The sequence below is a fragment of the Streptomyces sp. NPDC047028 genome (assembly GCF_040644095.1).
In the GTDB taxonomy this organism is placed as follows: domain Bacteria; phylum Actinomycetota; class Actinomycetes; order Streptomycetales; family Streptomycetaceae; genus Streptomyces.
On record NZ_JBEYVS010000017.1, the window covers coordinates 83761 to 104126 of the forward strand.

Sequence of the window (20366 nt, forward strand, 5' to 3'; positions counted from 1 at the left end):
CGGACGGCCCCGTAGGGCCACGCGGACAGGTGGAAAGCGTGTTGGGTGCAACCCCTCACGAGTTCGAATCTCGTATCCTCCGCCGGCCCTCTGGCGTTTCTGCGTCTCCCTCGCTCTCCGGCGGGCACCCCTGCTCTTTTCGCCTGCCTTGGAAAAAGTCGCGGGTCGCTGTCGATCCGGGGCCGGCCCGTTCGACGTCATGGTGTGCGGCTGCTTGCCGTACCAGGACGCGACAGGAGCAGGTGAGGTCAGGCATGGAGCAACTGCTGAGAGTCATGAACTTCAACATCTCGAGTGACGGGATCGGGGCCGGTGAGCACCAGAGTCTCGAGCGGCCGTTCGGCCTGGACGGTCCCGAGAGGCTGTTCACGTGGGCCGGGGCCACGGCGAGCTGGCCCATGCGTACGGATGCCGGCGGGAGCCGGGGCCTGGACGACTACTTCACCCGGGACTTCGCGCGGGGCATCGGCGCCGAGATCATGGGGCGCAACAAGTTCGGGCCCCAGCGTGGGCCCTGGCAGGACCATGAGTGGCGCGGCTGGTGGGGGGAGGAGCCGCCGTTCCACACCCCCGTGTTCGTCATGACCCACCACGCGCGTCCGTCGTTCACTCTTTCCGACACCACGTTCCACTTCGTCGACGGCGACCCGGTCACGGTCCTGGAACGAGCACGAGAGGCCGCGCAGGGCCAGGACGTCCGGCTCGGCGGCGGGGTCACCACCATCCGGCAGTTCCTCGACGCCGACCTCGTCGACACCCTGCATGTGGCGGTCTCGCCGGTGAAGCTCGGGTCCGGACTGCGGCTCTGGGAGTCCCCGGACGACTTGCTCGACCGGTTCCACCTCGAGGTCGTGCCCAGCCCGAGCGGCGTCACACACCACCTGTTCTGGCGGAGGTGAGGCGAGCGCCCCTCGGGTACGGATGCGGTCACGAGGGGCGTGGGACGAGCGTGGGTACGGGCTGTTCGGCGTCGAGGAGGCCCCGGCCGCTGAGCGGTCGAGGCCCCCGGGTGGACCGGCGGGTGCTCGTCCTGCCTGCATCCCCCGGCAGGGGGTGCGCCCGTCAGCGGGTGCCGGCGAGGAGTTCCAGGGTGTCGATCACCCGGTTCGAGAAGCCCCACTCGTTGTCGTACCAGGCGACCACCTTGATGTGGCGGCCGTCGACGCGGGTGAGGGCCGAGTCGAAGATCGACGAGGCCGGGTTGCCCGTGATGTCGGCGGAGACGAGCGGGTCGTCCGAGTATTCGAGGACGCCGGCGAGCCGGCCCTCCGCCGCGGCGCGGTACGCCGCCAGCACCTCGTCGCGGGTGACGTCGCGGGCGACGGTCGTGTTGAGTTCGACGATCGAGCCCACCGGGACCGGCACCCGGATCGAGTCGCCCGACAGCTTGCCGTCGAGGTTCGGCAGGACCAGGCCGATCGCCTTGGCGGCGCCCGTCGTGGTCGGCACGATGTTGACGGCGGCGGCGCGGGCGCGGCGGGCGTCGCGGTGCGGACCGTCCTGGAGGTTCTGCTCCTGCGTATAGGCGTGCACCGTCGTCATGAAGCCGTGCTCGATGCCGGCGAGTTCATCGAGGACCGCGGCCAGCGGGGCGAGCGCGTTGGTCGTGCAGGAGGCGTTCGAGACGACCGTGTGCACGTCCGGGTCGTACGCGTCGGTGTTGACGCCGTACGCGAGCGTGACGTCGGCGCCCTCCGAGGGCGCGCTGACGAGGACCTTGCGCGCACCCGCGTCGAGGTGGGCGCGGGCGGCCTTGGCCGAGGTGAAGCGGCCGGTGGCCTCCAGGGCGATGTCGACGCCGAGTTCGGCCCACGGCAGCCGGGCCGGCTCGCGCTCGGCGAGCACCTTGATGCGGCGGCCGTCGACGACGAGGACGTCCCCGTCGACGGTCACCGGGCGACCGAGCCGGCCGGCCGTCGTGTCGTAGGCGAGCAGCCGGGCGAGGGTGGCGGGCTCCGTGAGGTCGTTGACGGCGACGATGTCGAGGTCGGTGTCGCGTTCGAGCAGGGCGCGCAGCACATTGCGTCCGATGCGGCCGAATCCGTTGATCGCGATGCGAGTCGTACGAGTCATGAGTGGTGTCATCCCCTTCGGTTCCTCACCAGCCTCGCGCGAGGCCTTCGCCCCGGACAGCGGCGCGATCGCCATGGTTCGCAAGGATCGCGCCATACGGCGTCCCCGGCGCGGGCGGGAGCTACTCGCCCCGGGTGAAGGTGCGCCGGTACTCGCTCGGTGTGGTGCCGAGGATGCGCTGGAAGTGCAGCCGCAGGTTCGCGCCGGTCCCCAGGCCGACGTCGGCGGCGATCTGCTCCACGCTCCGTTCCGAACGTTCGAGCAGTTCACGGGCCAGGTCGATGCGGGCGCGCATGACCCACTGCATCGGCGTGTACCCGGTGTCCTCGGCGAAGCGGCGCGAGAAGGTGCGCGGCGAGACCGCCGCGTGCCCGGCGAGGATCTCCAGGGTGAGGGGTTCGCCGAGCCGGTGCAGCGCCCACTCCCGAGTGGCGGCGAACCGCTCGCCGAGCGGCTCCGGCACGCTGCGCGGCACGTACTGCGCCTGGCCGCCGCTGCGGTAGGGGGCCGCTACCAGGCGCCGGGCCGCGTGGTTGGACGCGGCCACCCCGAGGTCGCCGCGCAGGATGTGCAGGCACAGGTCGATGCCCGAGGCGGCGCCCGCCGACGTCAGCACGCTGCCCTCGTCGACGAACAGCACATTCTCGTCGACCTGGACGCGCGGGTGCTTCGCCGCGAGCGCCCGTGAGTAGTGCCAGTGCGTCGTGGCCCGTCTGCCGTCGAGCAGGCCCGTCGCGGCGAGCGCGAAGGCGCCCGTCGAGATGGCGGCGAGCCGCGTGCCCCGGGCGTGGGCCGCGAGCAGCGCGTCGACGACGGCCCGCGGCGGGTCGTCGCGGTCCGGGAACCGGTAGCCGGGGATGAAGACGATGTCGGCCCAGTCGAGGGCGTCGAGCCCGTGGGCGACGGAGTACGACAGGCCGTCGCCACCGGTCACGAGACCGGGTGCCGCCCCGCACACCCGCACCCCGTACGGCATGCTCGCCCGGGTCGTGAACACCTGCGCCGGGATACCGACGTCGAGCGGTTTCGCACCCTCCAGCACCAGGACGGCGACGCGGTGCAGGCGGGAGGACGACACGGAGACAGGGTACGAGCGGGCGCCCCTCGTACGTCACATGTGGTCGAACCGGGGCTCCGGGTGGGGCGGGCCGGGCCAGGTGAGGGCCAGGGTCATGTGGTGCTGGGTCTGTTCGGCCACCACGCGGGCTTCCGCCACGGCGTCGCCGAGTTCGCGTATCAGGCTCTCGTACACCGGGAGGCGGTCGATTCCGGTCGGGCTGGGGGTCACAGCGGGTCCTTCTGTGGAGCGGCTACGGGGACTGTTCCCGGGGGACGCAGGCCCCCGTGGGTCTCGGTGGGCGACAGCCGGGTCATGCCCACAGGCCGATAAAACAGGACGGCCGGGCCGGCGACGCACCCTCGCCCGGGAACCCCCGCAGGAGCCTCACATCGGCTGCACACAGTCTTTCGAAAGCATCGTTACCGTTACTGGCTGCTCGATCCCGCGTGCGAACGTGACCGGGCCGCGGCCCGGGGGGTCGACGGCGTGCCAAGTCAGGAAGACCGCAGATGGACTACTGCTCCTCGTGTCGTCGGCATCTCAACGGCGCCCTGGTGTGTCCCGGGTGCGGTGCGTACGCACCCGACATCGCCCCCAGCACCACCCCGGCCGCCGCTTCCGGCTTCGCCCCCGCGGCCCCCTACGACTCCTACGGCTCCTACGGCTCCTACGGCTCCCACGACTTCGTGCCCGGCCCCGCCGCCTTCCCCCTCACCGAGATGACGGCGCCGGCGGAGAGGCCGGCGCCCGTCGCCCCGGACACGTGGGACGCCGACGGCAACGACCATGGCGATGGCGACGTCGATCTCGAGGCCGTGCCGGTCGCGCCACGGGGACGGGCCGCGCGGCGGCGGCAGCGGGCCCGGTGGAAGAAGACCCAGCGCCGGGCCGTGGTCGCGACCGCCGTCGCGCTCGTCGGCGGCGGGCTGACCCTGGCCTCGATGGACCGGCAGTCCGGCGACCGCGCGCAGGCGGCGGCCGGGCCGAAGGACCCGGGCGCGGGACAGTCGGCGCAGGACGACGTCCTGCCGACCTCCCCGCGTCCCGACACCCAGCGCTCCGTGCCGACCACGCACACCCTGTCGCCCGCCTCCGGCCACACCACCGCGCACTACGCCACCGCCTCGGTGCGTACGGCACCCGGTGGCCGGCCCGGCACCGGCAACGGCACCCAGGTCCACACGGCGGCGCTGTCGGCACCGCAGTCGTACACCGCCGCGTCGTCCTCGGACGGCACCGCCTCCGGTCACACGGGCACCGCACACACCACCTCCACCGGTACGACGAACACCGCGGGCACCACGAGCAGCACGGGTACGACGGCTGTCACCACCCCCGTCCAGTCGCCCGCCCCCGCCCCCGCGCCCACCAGCGGCACGGACTCGGGCACCTCGCCGACGACCACCACGTCGAGCACCTCGACCACGTCGGACCAGGCCACACAGCCCCAGCATCAGCACCAGCAGCTCTGCCTGCTCGTCCTGTGCGTGGGCTGAACGCGAGCGGGACCCGACCCCGGCGGCCGTAGCCTCAGCCCCCGTCCGGCTGGCAGCGGGGGCACCACACCGTGCCCCGGCCGCCCACCCGGGACCTGGTCAGGAGGGAGCCGCAGCGCGGGCAGACCGGGCTGGGCTCGTCGCGGTGGCCGGTGAGCCAGGAGTCGCGGGGCGGGACCCGGCCCTCGGCGACCGCGGAGCGCAGGGTGCGGCGCATGTGGGTGAACAGGCGCCGGAGTTCGGCCTCGGTGAGGTCCCGCGCGGAACGGGTCGGGCGCAGCCCGGCACGCCACAGGATCTCGTCGGCGAGCAGATTGCCAAGCCCGGCGAGGACGTGCTGGTCGGTGAGCACGCTCTTGATCCCGCCGCGGTGCGCGGTGAGGGCGGCCTCGAACGCGGCCCGGTCCACCGCCAGCGCGTCGGGGCCCTGGTCCGCGAGCAGCCGGTGTACGGCGCTCTCGTCGTCGGCCAGCCACAGGCCGCGGAGTTTGCGCTGGTCGCGGTAGTGGAGCCGGCGGTCGGCGCCCACGGTGAACAGGACGCGGTCGTGCGGCTCGGGCGGGTCGTCGGGGTGGCGGCACAGCAGCAGGCCGGTCATGCCGAAGTGCAGCAGGACGGTGGGGCCGCCCGCCGTGGTCCGGGCGAGCAGCCACTTGCCGTGCCGATCGGGTGCGGCGAAGCGCCTGCCCTCCAGTGCGTCGGGCAGCCGCCGCGCGCTCACCCCGTGCAGCACGCCGGTGTCGCGGACCTCGACCCGCCGGATCACCCGGCGCCGCGCACAGGACTCCAGCACCTGCCGGAATCCTTCCACGTCGGGCAGCTCGGGCACGGGCCTGCCTCCCTGATTGAGGGGACGGGTCCAGTCTCGTACGGACAGGTCCCCTCACGCGCGGCGCCCGAGGAATGTCCCCTCACGCGCGGCACATCGGCGGGGCGGCCGGTCAGCGGCCCACGTACTTCGCCAGGTGCTCCCCCGTCAGCGTCGACCGGGCGTCGACCAGCTCGGACGGGGTGCCCTCGAAGACCACGCGGCCGCCGTCGTGGCCGGCGCCGGGGCCGAGGTCGATGATCCAGTCGGCGTGGGCCATGACCGCCTGGTGGTGCTCGATGACGACGACGGACTTGCCGGAGTCCACCAACCGGTCGAGCAGTCCGAGGAGTTGCTCGACGTCGGCGAGGTGGAGACCGGTGGTCGGCTCGTCGAGTACGTAGACGCCGCCCTTGTCGCCCATGTGCGTGGCCAGCTTCAGCCGCTGCCGTTCGCCGCCGGACAGGGTGGTGAGCGGCTGGCCGAGGGTGAGGTAGCCGAGGCCGACGTCGGTGAGCCGTTCGAGGATCTTGTGCGCGGCCGGGGTGCGCGCGTCCCCGGTGCCGAAGAACTCCTCGGCCTCCGTCACCGACATCGCGAGCACCTCGCTGATGTCCCGGCCGCCGAGGTGGTACTCCAGGACGGACGCCTGGAACCGCTTGCCGTCGCAGTCCTCGCAGGTCGTGGCGACGCCGGCCATGATCGCCAGGTCGGTGTAGACGACCCCGGCGCCGTTGCAGGTCGGGCAGGCGCCCTCGGAGTTGGCGCTGAACAGGGCGGGCTTGACGCCGTTGGCCTTGGCGAACGCCTTGCGGATCGGTTCGAGCAGCCCGGTGTACGTCGCCGGGTTGCTGCGCCGCGAGCCGCGGATCGGCGTCTGGTCGACCGAGACCACGCCCGCGGCGGCGGGAACGGACCCGTGGATCAGGGAGCTCTTGCCGGAGCCGGCGACTCCGGTGATCACGCACAGCACCCCGAGCGGGACGTCGACGTCGACGTCCTGGAGGTTGTGCCGGTTCGCGCCGCGGATCTCCAGGGTGCCGCTGGGCCCCCGCACCGACTTCTTCAGCGAGGCCCGGTCGTCGTAGTGGCGGCCGGTGATGGTGCCGCCGCCCCTGAGCCCCTCGACGGTGCCCTCGAAGCAGACGGTGCCGCCCGCCGTACCGGCACCGGGGCCGAGGTCGACGACGTGGTCGGCGATGGCGATGACCTCGGGCTTGTGCTCCACGACCAGCACCGTGTTGCCCTTGTCCCGCAGCCGCAGGAGCAGGGCGTTCATCCGCTGGATGTCGTGGGGGTGCAGGCCGGTCGTCGGCTCGTCGAAGACGTACGTCACGTCGGTGAGCGAGGAGCCGAGGTGGCGGATCATCTTGACCCGCTGCGCCTCGCCGCCGGACAGCGTGCCCGCGGGCCGGTCCAGCGAGAGGTAGCCGAGGCCGATCTCCACGAACGAGTCGAGGGTCTGCCGCAGCGCGGTGAGCAGCGGCGCCACGGACGGCTCGGCGAGACCGCGGACCCATTCGGCGAGGTCGCTGATCTGCATCGCGCAGGCGTCGGCGATGCTGACGCCGCCGATCCTGGACGACCGGGCGCCCTCGTTGAGGCGGGTGCCCTCGCAGTCGGGGCAGGTGGTGAAGGTGACCGCGCGGTCCACGAACTCCCGGATGTGCGGCTGCATCGCCTCCCGGTCCTTGGACAGCATCGACTTCTGGATGCGCGGGACGAGCCCCTCGTACGTCATGTTGATGCCCGCGATCTTCATGCGGGTCGGCTCGCGGTGCAGGAAGTCCTGCAACTGCCTCTTGGTGTACGAGCGGATCGGCTTGTCGGCGTCGTAGAGGCCGGACTCGGTGTAGAGCCGGTAGTTCCAGCCGCCCGGCTTGTATCCGGGGACGGTGAGGGCGCCCTCGTTCAGCGACTTGTCCTCGTCGTAGAGCTGGGTGAGGTCGATGTCGGTGACGGAGCCGCGGCCCTCGCAGCGCGGGCACATGCCGCCGGTGATGCTGAAACTGCGGCGCTCCTTGACCTTCTGGCCGCCGCGTTCCACGGTGACCGCGCCGGCTCCGCTGATCGAGGCCACGTTGAAGGAGAACGCCTTGGGCGAGCCGAGGTGCGGCGTGCCGAGCCGGCTGAAGAGGATGCGCAGCATGGCGTTGGCGTCGGTGGCGGTGCCGACGGTGGAGCGGGGGTCGGCGCCCATCCGCTGCTGGTCGACGGTGATCACGGTGGTCAGCCCGTCGAGTACGTCGACCTCGGGGCGGGCCAGGGTCGGCATGAAGCCCTGCACGAACGCGCTGTACGTCTCGTTGATCAGGCGCTGCGACTCGGCGGCGATGGTGTCGAACACCAGCGAGCTCTTGCCCGAGCCGGAGACGCCGGTGAACACGGTCAGCCGGCGCTTGGGGATCTCGACGCTGACGTCCTTGAGGTTGTTCTCGCGCGCCCCGTGCACCCGGATCAGGTCGTGGCTGTCGGCGGCGTGCGGCTCGGGCGACTGCGTGTCCGTCCTCGTGGCCATGCTCATCGTGACTCCATCCGTCGTGGGCGCCGGGAAGGCCGACTGAGGCAACGCTAACCGGGGGCCGGCCGTGGACGCTTCTCGATTCCTGACCGATGCGTGCGGCCCCGTCGCCGACCCGTGACCCCGCTACCGCGCCACGCGCACCACCTTGTGCACCGTCACCTGGTCCAGCTCCGACACCCGCACCGTCGCGTTCACGGTCCACTCGCCCGCGAGGGGGAGGGTGAACGAGTCGGCGGCCCAGTAGCCGCCCCGGTCGGTGATCCTGGTGTCCAGGGGGCCGATGTCCCGGGCGGCGAGCGTGAAGGTGAGGCGGAGTCCGGGGATTGCGGCCAGGCCGCCGTCGGCGCCGTAGACGATGACCTGGACGGAGCCGGTGCCGACGCGGCCGGGGTCGAGGGTGATCTGCAGCGTGCCGCGGCCGCCGGTGCTGCCGGCGTCGAAGGGGATGGTCGTGACCAGGGCGGTCGGAATGCCGACACCGGCGGCCGCCGCCGTCCCCGGCGAGGAGACCGCCTCGGCCGCCGCCCGGCCGGGCACGGTGGTCGTCAGCAGCGTCGTGAGCACCAGAACGACGACTCCGACGGCCACTTCGGCGAGGACGGAGCGGCGGAGGCGCTCGTGGAGGGCGGGCGCGGGTGCCGGGCCCGAACTCGCGTCATCCTCGGGAGGGGGAAGCGGGGGGCCGCCGGCCGGCTCGGGGACGCGCGTGGGCGCCGGGGCGCGGCGTGCGGTTGTCGCCAGGGTGGCCGTCCAGCGGCGGGACCAGGCAGCCGCCGTCAGCAGCAGGGTCACCGCCGCGAGTTTCGCCAGCAGGGTGCGGCCGTACGTCGTGTCCGTGAGCGCCTGCCAGGAGCCCAGGCCCCGCCAGGACTGGTAGGCGCCGGTCACCACCAGGACCGTCACCGAGGCGGAGGCCAGCCGGGAGAAGCGGGTGACGACCGATGGCGGCGGGGTGTGGGCGAGCGTGACGAGCAGGGCCGTCAGACCGCCCAGCCAGGCCGACATGGCCAGGACGTGGAGGGTGGCGGAGGTGATCGCGACGGGCACCTGGATGCCGGCGGAGGCGTGTTCGGCCGCCGACCAGGTCAGGGACAGGGCCACGGAGAGTGCCAGGCCGGCGGCCGGCAGGACGGGTCGGAGGAGCGCCGGGCGGCGGCGACCGCTGCCGGCCCGGGCGTGGAGGCCGGCGGCCAGCGCCAGCAGGGCCAGCCGGGCGAGGAGGAGTTCGCCGGGCCGGGTCGTCGCCGTACGGGCGAGGGCGGAGCCGGTCAGACCCGTCAGCGGGGAGGCGCCCTCCTCGTAGGGCGCCCGGAGGAGGAACAGGGCCGCGGTGGTGGCCACCAGGGTCCACCAGGCCACGCGCACCGGCCGACGGAGGCGGTCCGTGCGCGGCGGCCGGCAGTACGCGACGAACGCCGCCGTGCCCAGCAGCAGTGCCACGGACAGGTAGGCCAGATAGCGGGCGATGTTGTAGAGGCCCGTGGTGGCGCCGTTCGCTGCCGTATCCCGGTCCGCGATCGGCGTCGTGGCCGTGCGCGTGCCGACCGAGAAGGTGAGCGCGCCGGACACCGGATGGCTGTCGGCGGACACCACCCGCCAGGCCAGCGTGTAGGTGCCCTTGCCCAGCTTCGCGGCGGTGAGCGGGACGCGGACGGTGTCGGGGTGGTCGGGGGCGTGGCCGGGCCGGCCCGTGCGGACGCGGCGGTTGTGGGGGTCGTACAGCCGGAACGAGTCGTCCAGGAGACCGACCGACTCCGTGTAGGTCAGGGTCAGTTGACGGGGGACCGCCTTGAGGAGGGTGCCGTCGGCGGGATCGGTACCGCGCAGGGCCGCATGGGCCGACGCGGGGACCGCCGTACCGAGGAGGAACAGCAGCACCCCGACGACCGGCACGAGCGCACGGAGCGCCCGCCGGAACGGTTGGGGCAGCCGGGACGGCTGGGGCCGCCAGGAGGGCCGGGACATCCGGGATCGCCGAGTCCGCAGCCCCGGCCTCCCGGCGTCTCGGCCGATCCGCAACCCAGGCCGCCAGGCCCGCGGCGCGAACCCTCGCGACCGAGCCCCGTACACCTCACCAGCCCCACCGACCTCACCCGCCGCCCGCCCCGCCTCACTCACCGGCCCCACCCACGTCGGCCCTCCCTGTCCCGGCGCACGTCTCCTCGTAGTACGTACGGAGCGATCGGCCGTCGCGCTCAATGGAGTTCGGGGTGCCGGCCGCTCCCGGCGGGCGGGCGCCGGCCGCACGCGCGATCATCGAGCCATGGATGTGACTCTGCACCTCGCCCAGGACCCCGACGCCGACGCCCTGCTCGGGCGCAGTCCGCTGGCCGCGCTGGTCGGGATGCTGCTGGACCAGCAGGTGCCGATGGAGTGGGCGTTCAAGGGACCCGCGACCATCGCCCGGCGGCTGGGCGCCGACGACCTGGACGCGCACGAGATCGCCGGACACGAGCCGGAGGCCTTCGCCGCGCTGCTCGCCGAGAAGCCCGCCGTGCACCGGTACCCGGGATCGATGGCCAAGCGGATCCAGCAGCTGTGCCAGTACCTCGTCGAGCACTACGACGGTGACGCGGAGGGCGTCTGGCGCGGGGCCGGCAGCGGCACGGAGCTGCTGCGCCGGCTGGAGGAACTGCCCGGGTTCGGGAAGCAGAAGGCGCAGATCTTCCTCGCCCTCCTCGGCAAGCAGCTGGGGGTACGGCCGCAGGGGTGGCGGGAGGCGGCCGGGGCGTACGGGGAGGCGAAGTCCTTCCGCTCCGTCGCCGACATCACCGGCCCCGAGTCACTGGCCAAGGTCCGCGCGCACAAGCAGGAGATGAAGGCGGCCGCGAAGGCCGCGAAGGCGGGCAAGCAGCAGGGATGAGAGTGGGGGCCGTTCCCTCCGGTGGCGGGAGCGACACGGCCGTACTCACCATGGAGTATGAGCGAGCCATCGAGCAGCGGCTCCCCGTGGGGGCGGGAGTTCGACGACCGCAAGGTCCATGCCACGGGCAGCCGCGACGACACCTTCACCGACGACCGCAGGGTCCGCACCAAGGAGCCAACGGGCGCCACCGGCCCCCGGCAGGAGCCCCCGACGGAACCCGAGCCACCCTTCGAAGGGCCCCTGGGCGCACTGTCCGAGGCCGCCTGGCAGGTCATCCTCCTCACCGGCGGCGCCTCCCTGATCCTGGGCATCCTGGTGCTGATCTGGCCCCAGGCCACCCTGCTCGCCGTCGGCGTGCTGTTCGGTGTCTACCTGGTGGTCAGCGGCATCTTCCAGCTGGTCGCCGCCTTCGGCACCCACAGGAGGACCTCACTGCGCGTCCTGGCCTTCGTCAGCGGCGCCCTGTCGATCCTGCTGGGCCTGTTCTGCTTCCGGGGTCCCATGCAGTCGATCCTGCTGCTGGGCCTGTGGATCGGCATCGGCTGGCTGATCCGCGGAATCACCCAGACCCTGGCCGCCGCCTCCGACTCCCGGATGCCCGCCCGTGGCTGGCACGCCTTCCTCGGCGTCGTCACGTTCATCGCCGGGATCGTCCTCATCGACTCCCCGTTCCGCTCCGTCGCCGTACTGACCCTCCTCGGCGGCTGGTGGCTGATCGCCGTGGGCATCGTGGAGATCATCACGGCGTTCCGAGTCCGAGGCCGGGCCACCAAACAGCAGGAGGCCCACCTGTAAGGGGCGCGGGGAACTGCGCAAAAAGGGGGTCTGGGGGCGAAGCCCCCAGGGACGGGAAGGGAAGGGGCGGCGGGGGCGCGACTACCGTCGCCGCCGAGCCGTCCCGAACAACGACCGAGTGATCTCCCGCCCGATCTGCGTCCCCACCGACCGCGCCAGCGACTTGAACATCCCACTGCTCACAACCTGTTCGACGAGGGACTCCTCGTCCTTCGCCTTCGCGGGCCGCTCGGCCCTGCCAACACCACCGCTCGCAGGAGCCTCGGAGGCAGCCGCAGCAGCCGTCAACTTCTCATACGCCGACTCACGATCCACAGCCTGTGCATAACGTCCGTAGAGCGGCGACCCCTGCACCGACCGGTCCAGCTCAGCCCCCTCCACCGGCCCCATCCGGGACTCCGGCGCCCGCAGCCGGGTCGCCGCGACCGGCGTCGGCGCCCCCTTCTCGCTGAGCACGGTCACCACCGCCTCACCGGTACCCAGCCCGGTGAGCAGCTCTTCGAGGTCGTAGGGGGAGTTCGGAAAGGTCTTCACGGTGGCCTTCAGCGCCTTCTGGTCGTCCGGCGTGAAGGCGCGCAGCGCGTGCTGGACGCGGTTGCCGAGCTGGCCGAGCACGTCGGACGGTACGTCCTTCGGGGTCTGGGTGACGAAGAAGACGCCGACCCCTTTCGAGCGAATCAGCCGCACGGTCTGCGTGATGGAGTCCAGGAACGCCTTGGAGGCGTCGTTGAACAGCAGGTGCGCCTCGTCGAAGAAGAACACCAGCTTGGGCTTGTCGGCGTCACCCACCTCGGGCAGGTCGTGGAAGAGGTCGGCGAGCAGCCACATCAGGAACGTCGAGAACAGCTGCGGTCTGTCCTGCACGGCGGGGAGTTCGAGCACGGAGACGATGCCCCGCCCGTCCTCCGAGGTGCGCAGCAGCTCCGCCGTGTCGAACTCCGGTTCCCCGAAGAAGTCGGACATGCCCTGCGCCTCGAAGGCGGTCAGGGAGCGCAGGATCACCCCGGCCGTGACGGTGGACAGGCCGCCGATGTTCTTCAGTTCCGCCTTGCCCTCGTCGGAGGTGAGGAAGGCGACGACCGCCCTGAGGTCCTTGAGGTCGATCAGCTCCAGGCCCTTGGTGTCGGCGTAGTGGAAGATCAGGCCGAGGGACTGCTCCTGGGTCTGGTTCAGCTGGAGCACCTTGGAGAGCAGCACCGGGCCGAAGCTGGTGATCGTGGCCCGTACGGGGATGCCGTGGCCGATGCCGCCGAGGGCGTAGAACTCGGCGGGGAAGCCGGCCGGGGTCCACTGCTGGCCGACCTCGGCCGCCCGCCCCGACACCTTGTCGTTCGCCTGCCCGGGCCGCGCGATGCCGGACAGGTCGCCCTTGACGTCCGCGAGGAACACCGGGACGCCCTGCGCCGACAACTGCTCGGAGATCAGCTGGAGGGTCTTGGTCTTGCCGGTGCCGGTGGCGCCCGCGACCAGGCCGTGGCGGTTGAGCACGGGCAGGGGGATGCGGACCGGGGCACCGGCGTGGCAGCTCCCGTCCCACAGGAGGGCGCCCAGGTCCAGGGCGGCCCCGGTGAAGGCGTACCCGGAGGCGATCTCCCGGGCCTCGGCGGGGAGCGTCTCGCTGTCACTCATCTACGGCCCCTGTTCCCTTGTTCCCTAGAGTCACCAGGTCACCGGACGGCCCGGCCGGTGGTCGGGCCGTGGCCACCCGGCGGCTGCCCCACGGCTGCCCCACGGCTGCTCCACGGCTGCCGCCCGGCTGCTCCACGGCCATCCGCATGCTCATCCGATAGTCGCCGGTATGACCTGTTGTGCCACGGCTTTTTCAGCGTCGCACTGCGGCGCCATGGCTGCGCCCGGAACGTCTTGACCGGTAGGCTTTCCGTGTGATCTTCAAGCGCATCGGAAACGGCCGGCCGTACCCCGACCACGGCCGGGAAAGCACCCGGCAGTGGGCGGACGTCGCGCCGCGCCCGGTCCGCCTCGATCAGCTCGTGACGACCAAGGGTCAGCTCGACCTGGAGACCCTGCTGGCCGAGGACTCCACGTTCTACGGCGACCTCTTCGCGCACGTCGTGAAGTGGCAGGGCGACCTGTACCTGGAGGACGGCCTGCACCGCGCCGTCCGCGCCGCCCTCCAGCAGCGCCAGGTCCTGCACGCCCGCGTACTCGAGCTGGACTGACAGCGGCGGACCACTGACACCGGTGGACACCTGTCACCGGCGGACCAGGGTTGTTGACCCTTTCGGGTTCCGCTGAGCGGCCTGCACTGATCATCTAATAGGCATCGCCGCTCGGGCGCACTACGCTGCGTTCATGAGCATGCTGACTCCCCCCGGCATGGGCGGCAAGTACCGGATCACAGGGGACAAATACCCCCGGATGCGCCCTCCCCGGCGGCGCGGCAGGCTCGCGCTCGCCCTCGTGGCGTCCGTGGCCGCGCTCGGCCTGGTCGGCTGGGGCACACTGCAGCTCATCGACGTCTTCACCGGCGGCGACAAGGCTTCGGCGGCCGCGTCCTCGGCGGCGTGCCGCAAGAAGGCGCAGTCCGCCTCGAAGGTGAAGGCCGCCGGCCGGCGGCAGGCCGCGCCGCCCAAGCCGGGGCAGATCACGGTGAACGTCTACAACGCCACGACACGCGGCGGCCTCGCCAAGAGCACCGCGGACGAGCTGAAGAAGCGCGGCTTCGTGATCGGGGACGTGGCCAACGCGCCGAAGCAGTACGACAAGAAGGTCAAGGGTGTCGGGTTGCTGCTCGGGCCCTCGTCCGCGCTCAACACGTCGCTGCCGGTGCTGGGTACGCAGGTGGCGGGGGCCGAGCGGCGGACCGAGGCCGTGCGCAAGGGGGCCGGCCTCGATCTGGTCATCGGGGACGGCTTCAAGGGGCTCGCTCCGCGGGGGGCGGCCGATCAGGCGCTGGCGAAGTTGGCCGCGCCTGCATCCAGTGCTTCTCCGAAGAAGGGTTGCTGAACGAGGGCCGTCGTTCGGGCGCGGGCCGGCTGTGGCTGGTCGCGCCCACGCGGCGGAGCCGCATGTTCAGACACAGCCCCGCACCCCTTTTGGGGCGCGCCTCCGGCACCGCCGCTCTGGAAAAAACCCGGAGAACACCCTGGGGAAGGACTCCGAACCGTTCGGTTACTCCGCCGCGCCGTACAGGCGGTCGCCCGCGTCGCCGAGGCCCGGGACGATGTAGCCGTGGTCGTTGAGGTGGTCGTCGACCGCCGCTGTGACGACCGTGACCGGGGTGCCGGCCAGTTCGCGTTCCATGAGGGCGACGCCCTCGGGGGCGGCGAGCAGGACGACGGCGGTGACGTCGTCGGCGCCGCGCCGGATCAGCTCCCGGATGGCCGCGACCAGCGTGCCGCCCGTGGCCAGCATCGGGTCGAGGACGTACACCTGACGGCCCGAGAGGTCCTCCGGCATGCGCGTGGCGTACGTGGACGCCTGCAGCGTCTCCTCGTTGCGGATCATGCCCAGGAAGCCCACCTCGGCGGTCGGCAGCAGCCGCACCATGCCGTCGAGCATGCCGAGCCCGGCCCGCAGGATCGGCACGACCAGCGGACGGGGGCGGGCCAGCTTGACGCCGGTGGTCCGGGCGACCGGGGTGTCGAGGTCCACCGCTTCGGTGCGCACGTCCCGCGTGGCCTCGTAGGCGAGCAGGGTGACCAGTTCGTCGGCGAGCCGGCGGAAGGTCGGGGAGTCCGTGCGCCGGTCGCGCAGCGTGGTGAGCTTGTGGGCGACCAGGGGGTGGTCGACGACGTGGAGACGCATGCCCATAACAGTAACCGCGTCCACGGGCACCTCGCCCTGGCGTCAAACCGCCCGTCCGGGGGAAAGTGGGAGGGACGGACTGGGGTGGTGAGACCGTGCCCGACCTGCCTGACCACGAAACGGGCCGCACCGGAGGCGCCGAGAAGGGGCGCTCCGGCCCGACGCCGTACGACCGGACGGCGCACGAGCCGTCGTACGACCGGACGGCGCACGAGCCGGCGCCGCCCGAGACGGACGCCGAGCGCCGGCGCCGGCGTGCCCGGTTCCTGCGGGACCTGGCCGAGGCCCGCGCGCTGCGCGACCGCGTCCAGCCGCGACGCGCCAAGGCGGCCCGGCTGCGGCACGCGATGCGCATGCGCACCTTCCGCTGGTGACGAAGCCCACGTGAGAGAGGCCGCCAAGGCAAGAAGACGGTGAGGAAGATCCACGCCGGACCGGTGTTCCGGCAGGTGACGTGCGTGAACACCCCGTGAAGCCGCGTACGATCCGCAGGTGGCGGCGATGAGCGCGCTGGTGGGTCCCTTGGGATTCGTTGGGGACCCGTTTGCGATCCACGATCAAAACAGCCAGACACAGGGAGCGGAAGACATCCCCTGAACGCCTTGTTTCTGCCACGATTCCGAGTGGGTGGGGCTCGGGCCCCAAGCTCTCCCCACCCGACGACCTCCGCCGGGGGGACCCCCAACCGGCACGCCTATGACCAGTGGGAGAGTCACGGTGTACTTCGCCGCACTGCTCGCGCGCACCGAAGACGGGTGGGAAGCGAGCGACACAGAGCTGGACGATGTGGAGACCCTGTCGGACCTGGCCGACCTGGCGCGGGAAGCCAATCCCGACGAGGACACGGTGCTGGTCCTGATCGAGCAGGAGGACTCCTGGTTCGGCGTCGTCCGCGTGGACGGCGAGGAGGACCCTCGCATCTACGTCTCGGACGCGGCTGCCGCCGCCCGCAGCGCTTACGGGGAGCTGCTGCTCACGGACGAACTCCTCGGCCGCGAGCCCGGTTCCGACGGCCCCGACCTGGACGCCCTGGACCTCGACGGCACCGAAGACGGCGAGTCCGAGGACGACGACGAGGAGGGCGGCGACTCGGCCGACGCCGTGCCGCACAGCCCGGTCGGCGACAGCCGGATCCTCGACGACCTGGGCGTCTCCGAGAAGGAGCTGCGCACCCTGGACGCCGACGACGCGCTGGGCGCCATCGCCGAGGCCGTGGGCGCCTCGGAGGTGCTGGAGACCGTCCGCTGACCGCGCCCCGCCCCCACGGCACGACACCCGATCCGGTGCGCGACCGCTGGCGGTCCGCCATGCGGCTCGCACTGGAGGAGGCCGGGCTGGCCGCCGGGGGCGGAGACGTCCCCGTCGGCGCCGTCGTCCTGTCCCCGGACGGTACGACGGTGCTCGCGGCCGGGCACAACGAGCGCGAGGCCACCGGTGACCCCACGGCCCACGCGGAGGTCCTCGCGCTCCGCCGGGCCGCCGCGCGGCTCGGGGAGTGGCGGCTGACCGGCTGCACGCTGGTCGTCACCCTGGAGCCCTGCACGATGTGCGCGGGGGCGCTGGTGCAGTCCCGGGTGGACCGGGTCGTCTACGGCGCCCGGGACGACAAGGCGGGAGCGGCCGGCTCCCTGTGGGACGTGGTGCGCGACCGGCGCCTCAACCACCGGCCGGAGGTCGTCGAGGGCGTCCTGGCGGCGGACTGCGCCGCCCTCCTCACCGACTTCTTCCGGAACCGCTGACACGGCCCTCCGGGCCCCCGAATACCGATTTCAGACCATGCCCCGCCGTGCTGTAGGGTCTCCCTCGGTAGCGTGTCCGAGCGGCCGAAGGAGCTCGCCTCGAAAGCGAGTGTGGCGCAAGTCACCGAGGGTTCAAATCCCTCCGCTACCGCTCTGGAAGGGCCCCGCCGTCAGGCGGGGCCCTTCGTGCGTGGAGGGACCTTCGGGGCAAAAGCCCTCCCGCCGCTGGCGGTTGGCTCTTGATGCAGGCATGACGGTTACACTCGCCGCCGGCAACAGGGCGCCCACGAGGCACAGGCACAGGGAGGCCGCGGTGGCGGTGAACGCCAAGAAGATCGCCGTGTACGTGCTCGTGGTCTTCGCGCTGTACGTGATCATCACGGACCCGGCCAAGGCCGCCGACTACGTGCAGATAGGCTTCCAAGGCATATCGGACGCGGCCAAGGCGATAGGTGACTTCATGACCTGGATCGCCGACGGCGCGAAGAACTGAGGAACCGCCCATGATCCGCCACCTGGTCCTGTTCCGGCTCAACGACGGCGTCGAGCGTGACGACCCGCGCGTCGTCGCGGGCGCCGAGGCGTTCCGCGCGCTCGGCGGCCAGATCGAGGAGCTGTGCTTCTGGGAGTGCGGCTGGAACGTCAGCGACCGGCCGATCGCGTACGACTTCGCGATCAACTCGGCCGTCGAGGACGCGGACGCCCTCAAGCGCTACCTGGACCACCCGGCGCACCAGGCGGGCGTCGCGCTGTGGCGGGAGTTCGCCACGTGGGTGATCGCCGACTACGAGTTCTGAGCCGGCCCACTCTTTTCGCCGGGAGCCCTCCGCCGTTACGGCGGGGGGCTTTCGTGCGTTCCGGGCCCCAACTTCGCGGCGGTTGACCTCAACACGGTGTTATGGGGTGCTTGCACACAGTGCACATGTCTTGTGATGCTATGACCGCTTTTGACGGATGATTGACCGAAGAAGAGGTGGCGTTGACCGTGTCGGCCAGTACTGCGCCGCCCCAGGACGAGGCGCCCGCGCCCGCTCCTCCCGCCCTCGCTCCGACGACCCCCGGTCCCACCGCTTCCCCCGATCCCGCCGCCTCATCCGGCCCAACGACCACCTCCGCACCCGGCCCCGCGACCGCCCCTGCCCCCGCTCCCGCTCCCGCCCCCGAGAAGCGGCGCGGTGCCGACACCCGCGCCCTCACCCAGGTGCTCTTCGGGCAGCTCAAGGACCTCGTGGCGGGCACGCCGGAGCACACCCGGGTGCGGGCGGCGCTCATCGAGGCCAACCTCCCGCTCGTGCGCTACGCGGCGGCCCGCTTCCGCTCCCGCAACGAGCCGATGGAGGACGTCGTCCAGGTCGGCACCATCGGGCTGATCAACGCCATCGACCGGTTCGACCCGGACCGGGGCGTGCAGTTCCCGACCTTCGCGATGCCGACCGTCGTCGGAGAGATCAAGCGGTACTTCCGGGACAACGTCCGCACGGTCCACGTACCGCGCCGGCTGCACGAGCTGTGGGTGCAGGTCAACAGCGCGACCGAGGACCTGACCACGGCCTTCGGACGCTCGCCGTCCACCGCCGAGATCGCCGAACGGCTGCGCATCAGCGAGGACGAGGTGCTGTCCTGCATCGAGGCGGGACGGTCGTACCACGCCACCTCCCTGGAGGCCGCACAGGAGGGCGACGGACTGCCCGGCCTGCTGGACCGCATCGGCTACGAGGATCCCGCCCTGGACGGCGTGGAGCACCGCGACCTGGTCCGCCACCTCCTGGTCCAGCTCCCCGAACGCGAACAGCGCATCCTGCTGCTGCGCTACTACAGCAACCTGACGCAGTCCCAGATCAGCGCGGAACTGGGCGTTTCCCAGATGCACGTCTCCCGGCTGCTCGCGCGCAGCTTCCAGCGGCTGCGGTCGGCCAACCGGATCGACGCCTGAACCCGGAACAGCCCCCGCTGACACCGCCGAACGGGTAACCGGTCACAGGAGCGATCACTCACCGGTGGGAGCGAATCGCTCACCAGGGCCGTTGCCGACAGTTATGGACGGACGGGCCGTCAGACCCCTTTTCTCCAGGGGCTATTCACGTCTCGCATGTCGACATGTCACTACAGCGTGTTGCCGACATGTGACATTCTGCCGGAAGCGCGTTTGCCGAGGCTCCGGCTCCGGTATTCAGGTGAAGGCTGCGTTGCTCGGTAGCGACGCCGCCGCGACCGTCCCGCGACCCAAAGGGGGTGGCATGTCCGCAGAACAGGGCAGCTCGAAGGTGCTCACGCCCACGAAGAGCGAGGCAGCACCCAAGGAGCTCGACGCTCTCGACGTGCTCGACAGCTTCCAGAGCGGACCGGCCCTCGAAGCCGTGCCGACCCCGGCCGCCCCGGCCGCCGCCCCCGAGCCGGCGCCGCCGGCCTCGGGAGACATCGACACCCGCACCCTGTCCCGTTCCCTGTTCCTGCGGCTCGCCGCACTGGCCGACGACAGTCCCGAGCGTGCGTACGTCCGGGACACCCTGATCGAGCTGAACCTCCCCCTCGTGCGGTACGCGGCGGCCCGCTTCCGCTCCCGCAACGAGCCGATGGAGGACATCGTCCAGGTCGGCACCATCGGCCTGATCAAGGCGATCGACCGCTTCGACTGCGAACGGGGCGTGGAGTTCCCGACGTTCGCGATGCCGACCGTCGTCGGCGAGATCAAGCGCTTCTTCCGCGACACCTCCTGGTCGGTGCGGGTGCCCCGGCGCCTCCAGGAGCTGCGCCTGGCCCTGACGAAGGCCAGCGACGAGCTGTCCCAGAGGCTGGACCGCTCCCCGACCGTCCCGGAACTGGCGAGCGCCCTCGGCGTCTCCGAGGAGGACGTGGTCGACGGCCTCGCGGTCGGCAACGCGTACACCGCCTCCTCGCTGGACTCCCCGGCCCCCGAGGACGACGGCGGAGAGGGCTCCCTCGCCGACCGCCTCGGCTACGAGGACAGCGCGCTGGAGGGCGTGGAGTACCGCGAGTCCCTCAAGCCGCTGCTGGCCAAACTCCCGCCCCGCGAGCGACGGATCATCATGCTGCGCTTCTTCGCCAACATGACCCAGTCGCAGATCGGCGAGGAGGTCGGCATCTCCCAGATGCACGTCTCCCGCCTGCTGACCCGCACCCTGGCCCAGCTCCGGGAAGGACTCATCTCCGACTGAGGTTTCTCGGGTTCCCTCCCTAGGAGGGTTCCGAGGGCCCCTTGCGCGAGGGGTTCCGCCC

The 20366-nt window shown here is 71.9% G+C and carries 21 protein-coding genes and 1 tRNA gene; 14 read left to right on the top strand and 8 right to left on the bottom strand.

Annotation, left to right across the window (positions count from 1 at the left end; genetic code table 11):
- Window positions 1-254: 254 nt before the first annotated feature.
- Entirely contained in the window at window positions 255-899 is a 645-nt protein-coding gene (locus ABZ854_RS17280; protein ID WP_361210961.1) for a dihydrofolate reductase family protein, read from the top strand.
- Window positions 900-1062: 163 nt separating this feature from the next.
- Here ABZ854_RS17280 and gap read toward each other — a convergent pair whose 3' ends face one another.
- From gap to ABZ854_RS17295, 3 genes are all read right to left on the bottom strand, one after another.
- A complete protein-coding gene (gene gap / locus ABZ854_RS17285; protein WP_361210964.1) occupies window positions 1063-2073 on the bottom strand; it encodes a type I glyceraldehyde-3-phosphate dehydrogenase in 1011 nt (336 codons plus the stop codon).
- Between the two features lie 121 nt (window positions 2074-2194).
- Entirely contained in the window at window positions 2195-3151 is a 957-nt protein-coding gene (locus ABZ854_RS17290) for a helix-turn-helix domain-containing protein (protein ID WP_361210967.1), read from the bottom strand.
- Between the two features lie 33 nt (window positions 3152-3184).
- Entirely contained in the window at window positions 3185-3361 is a 177-nt protein-coding gene (locus ABZ854_RS17295; protein WP_361210970.1) for a hypothetical protein, read from the bottom strand.
- Window positions 3362-3642: 281 nt separating this feature from the next.
- On the opposite strand from ABZ854_RS17295, the gene ABZ854_RS17300 reads away from it, so the two are divergent.
- On the top strand, window positions 3643-4629 hold the full coding sequence (locus ABZ854_RS17300) for a hypothetical protein (protein WP_361210973.1): 987 nt from the start codon (window positions 3643-3645) through the stop codon (window positions 4627-4629).
- Window positions 4630-4663: 34 nt separating this feature from the next.
- Here ABZ854_RS17300 and ABZ854_RS17305 read toward each other — a convergent pair whose 3' ends face one another.
- The 3 genes from ABZ854_RS17305 to ABZ854_RS17315 all read right to left on the bottom strand — a co-directional run bounded on the left by ABZ854_RS17305 (window position 4664) and on the right by ABZ854_RS17315 (window position 9926).
- The gene (locus ABZ854_RS17305) at window positions 4664-5458 is read right to left on the bottom strand and encodes a DNA-formamidopyrimidine glycosylase family protein (protein ID WP_361210975.1); all 795 of its coding nucleotides are present in this window, start codon (window positions 5456-5458) and stop codon (window positions 4664-4666) included.
- Window positions 5459-5570: 112 nt separating this feature from the next.
- Window positions 5571-7961 (bottom strand): excinuclease ABC subunit UvrA, encoded by a 2391-nt coding sequence (locus ABZ854_RS17310; protein ID WP_361210978.1) that lies wholly within the window; start codon window positions 7959-7961, stop codon window positions 5571-5573.
- A 123-nt stretch (window positions 7962-8084) separates the two neighbouring features.
- Window positions 8085-9926, bottom strand: a complete 1842-nt coding sequence (locus ABZ854_RS17315; protein ID WP_361210981.1) for a copper resistance protein CopC — start codon at window positions 9924-9926, stop codon at window positions 8085-8087.
- Between the two features lie 298 nt (window positions 9927-10224).
- Between ABZ854_RS17315 and ABZ854_RS17320 the strand changes: the two genes are divergently transcribed.
- Together ABZ854_RS17320 and ABZ854_RS17325 are read left to right on the top strand one after the other, a co-directional pair.
- Complete coding sequence (locus ABZ854_RS17320; protein WP_361210984.1) at window positions 10225-10824, top strand: HhH-GPD-type base excision DNA repair protein; 600 nt, start codon at window positions 10225-10227, stop codon at window positions 10822-10824.
- A 57-nt stretch (window positions 10825-10881) separates the two neighbouring features.
- Entirely contained in the window at window positions 10882-11622 is a 741-nt protein-coding gene (locus tag ABZ854_RS17325; RefSeq protein WP_361210987.1) for an HdeD family acid-resistance protein, read from the top strand.
- An 81-nt stretch (window positions 11623-11703) separates the two neighbouring features.
- Here the strand turns inward: ABZ854_RS17325 and ABZ854_RS17330 are convergent, their stop codons facing one another.
- Window positions 11704-13251 carry a helicase HerA-like domain-containing protein gene (locus ABZ854_RS17330; protein WP_361210990.1) on the bottom strand — a complete coding sequence of 516 codons (1548 nt, stop codon included), beginning with the start codon at window positions 13249-13251 and terminating at the stop codon, window positions 11704-11706.
- A 254-nt stretch (window positions 13252-13505) separates the two neighbouring features.
- On the opposite strand from ABZ854_RS17330, the gene ABZ854_RS17335 reads away from it, so the two are divergent.
- Together ABZ854_RS17335 and ABZ854_RS17340 are read left to right on the top strand one after the other, a co-directional pair.
- The gene (locus ABZ854_RS17335) at window positions 13506-13802 is read left to right on the top strand and encodes a type II toxin-antitoxin system VapB family antitoxin (RefSeq protein ID WP_003999914.1); all 297 of its coding nucleotides are present in this window, start codon (window positions 13506-13508) and stop codon (window positions 13800-13802) included.
- Window positions 13803-13959: 157 nt separating this feature from the next.
- Window positions 13960-14589 (top strand): LytR C-terminal domain-containing protein, encoded by a 630-nt coding sequence (locus ABZ854_RS17340; RefSeq protein ID WP_361211165.1) that lies wholly within the window; start codon window positions 13960-13962, stop codon window positions 14587-14589.
- Between the two features lie 165 nt (window positions 14590-14754).
- Here ABZ854_RS17340 and upp read toward each other — a convergent pair whose 3' ends face one another.
- Window positions 14755-15390, bottom strand: a complete 636-nt coding sequence (gene upp / locus ABZ854_RS17345) for a uracil phosphoribosyltransferase (protein WP_361210993.1) — start codon at window positions 15388-15390, stop codon at window positions 14755-14757.
- Window positions 15391-15485: 95 nt separating this feature from the next.
- Here upp and ABZ854_RS17350 point away from each other — a divergent pair, with 95 nt between their 5' ends.
- From ABZ854_RS17350 to ABZ854_RS17385, 8 genes are all read left to right on the top strand, one after another.
- On the top strand, window positions 15486-15764 hold the full coding sequence (locus ABZ854_RS17350) for a hypothetical protein (RefSeq protein ID WP_361210995.1): 279 nt from the start codon (window positions 15486-15488) through the stop codon (window positions 15762-15764).
- Window positions 15765-16107: 343 nt separating this feature from the next.
- Window positions 16108-16638 carry a hypothetical protein gene (locus tag ABZ854_RS17355; RefSeq protein ID WP_361211168.1) on the top strand — a complete coding sequence of 177 codons (531 nt, stop codon included), beginning with the start codon at window positions 16108-16110 and terminating at the stop codon, window positions 16636-16638.
- A gap of 59 nt (window positions 16639-16697) precedes the next feature.
- On the top strand, window positions 16698-17129 hold the full coding sequence (gene tadA, locus ABZ854_RS17360; RefSeq protein WP_361210998.1) for a tRNA adenosine(34) deaminase TadA: 432 nt from the start codon (window positions 16698-16700) through the stop codon (window positions 17127-17129).
- Between the two features lie 66 nt (window positions 17130-17195).
- Window positions 17196-17280, top strand: a tRNA-Ser gene (locus ABZ854_RS17365).
- A 162-nt stretch (window positions 17281-17442) separates the two neighbouring features.
- Window positions 17443-17622, top strand: a complete 180-nt coding sequence (locus ABZ854_RS17370) for a hypothetical protein (protein WP_129308157.1) — start codon at window positions 17443-17445, stop codon at window positions 17620-17622.
- Window positions 17623-17632: 10 nt separating this feature from the next.
- Window positions 17633-17926, top strand: coding sequence for a Dabb family protein (locus ABZ854_RS17375; RefSeq protein WP_361211001.1), 294 nt, complete (start codon window positions 17633-17635; stop codon window positions 17924-17926).
- 188 nt (window positions 17927-18114) lie between these two features.
- Window positions 18115-19062 (top strand): RNA polymerase sigma factor SigF, encoded by a 948-nt coding sequence (locus ABZ854_RS17380; protein WP_361211004.1) that lies wholly within the window; start codon window positions 18115-18117, stop codon window positions 19060-19062.
- Between the two features lie 304 nt (window positions 19063-19366).
- Window positions 19367-20305 (top strand): RNA polymerase sigma factor SigF, encoded by a 939-nt coding sequence (locus ABZ854_RS17385; RefSeq protein WP_129308155.1) that lies wholly within the window; start codon window positions 19367-19369, stop codon window positions 20303-20305.
- The last annotated feature ends 61 nt before the right edge of the window (window positions 20306-20366 follow it).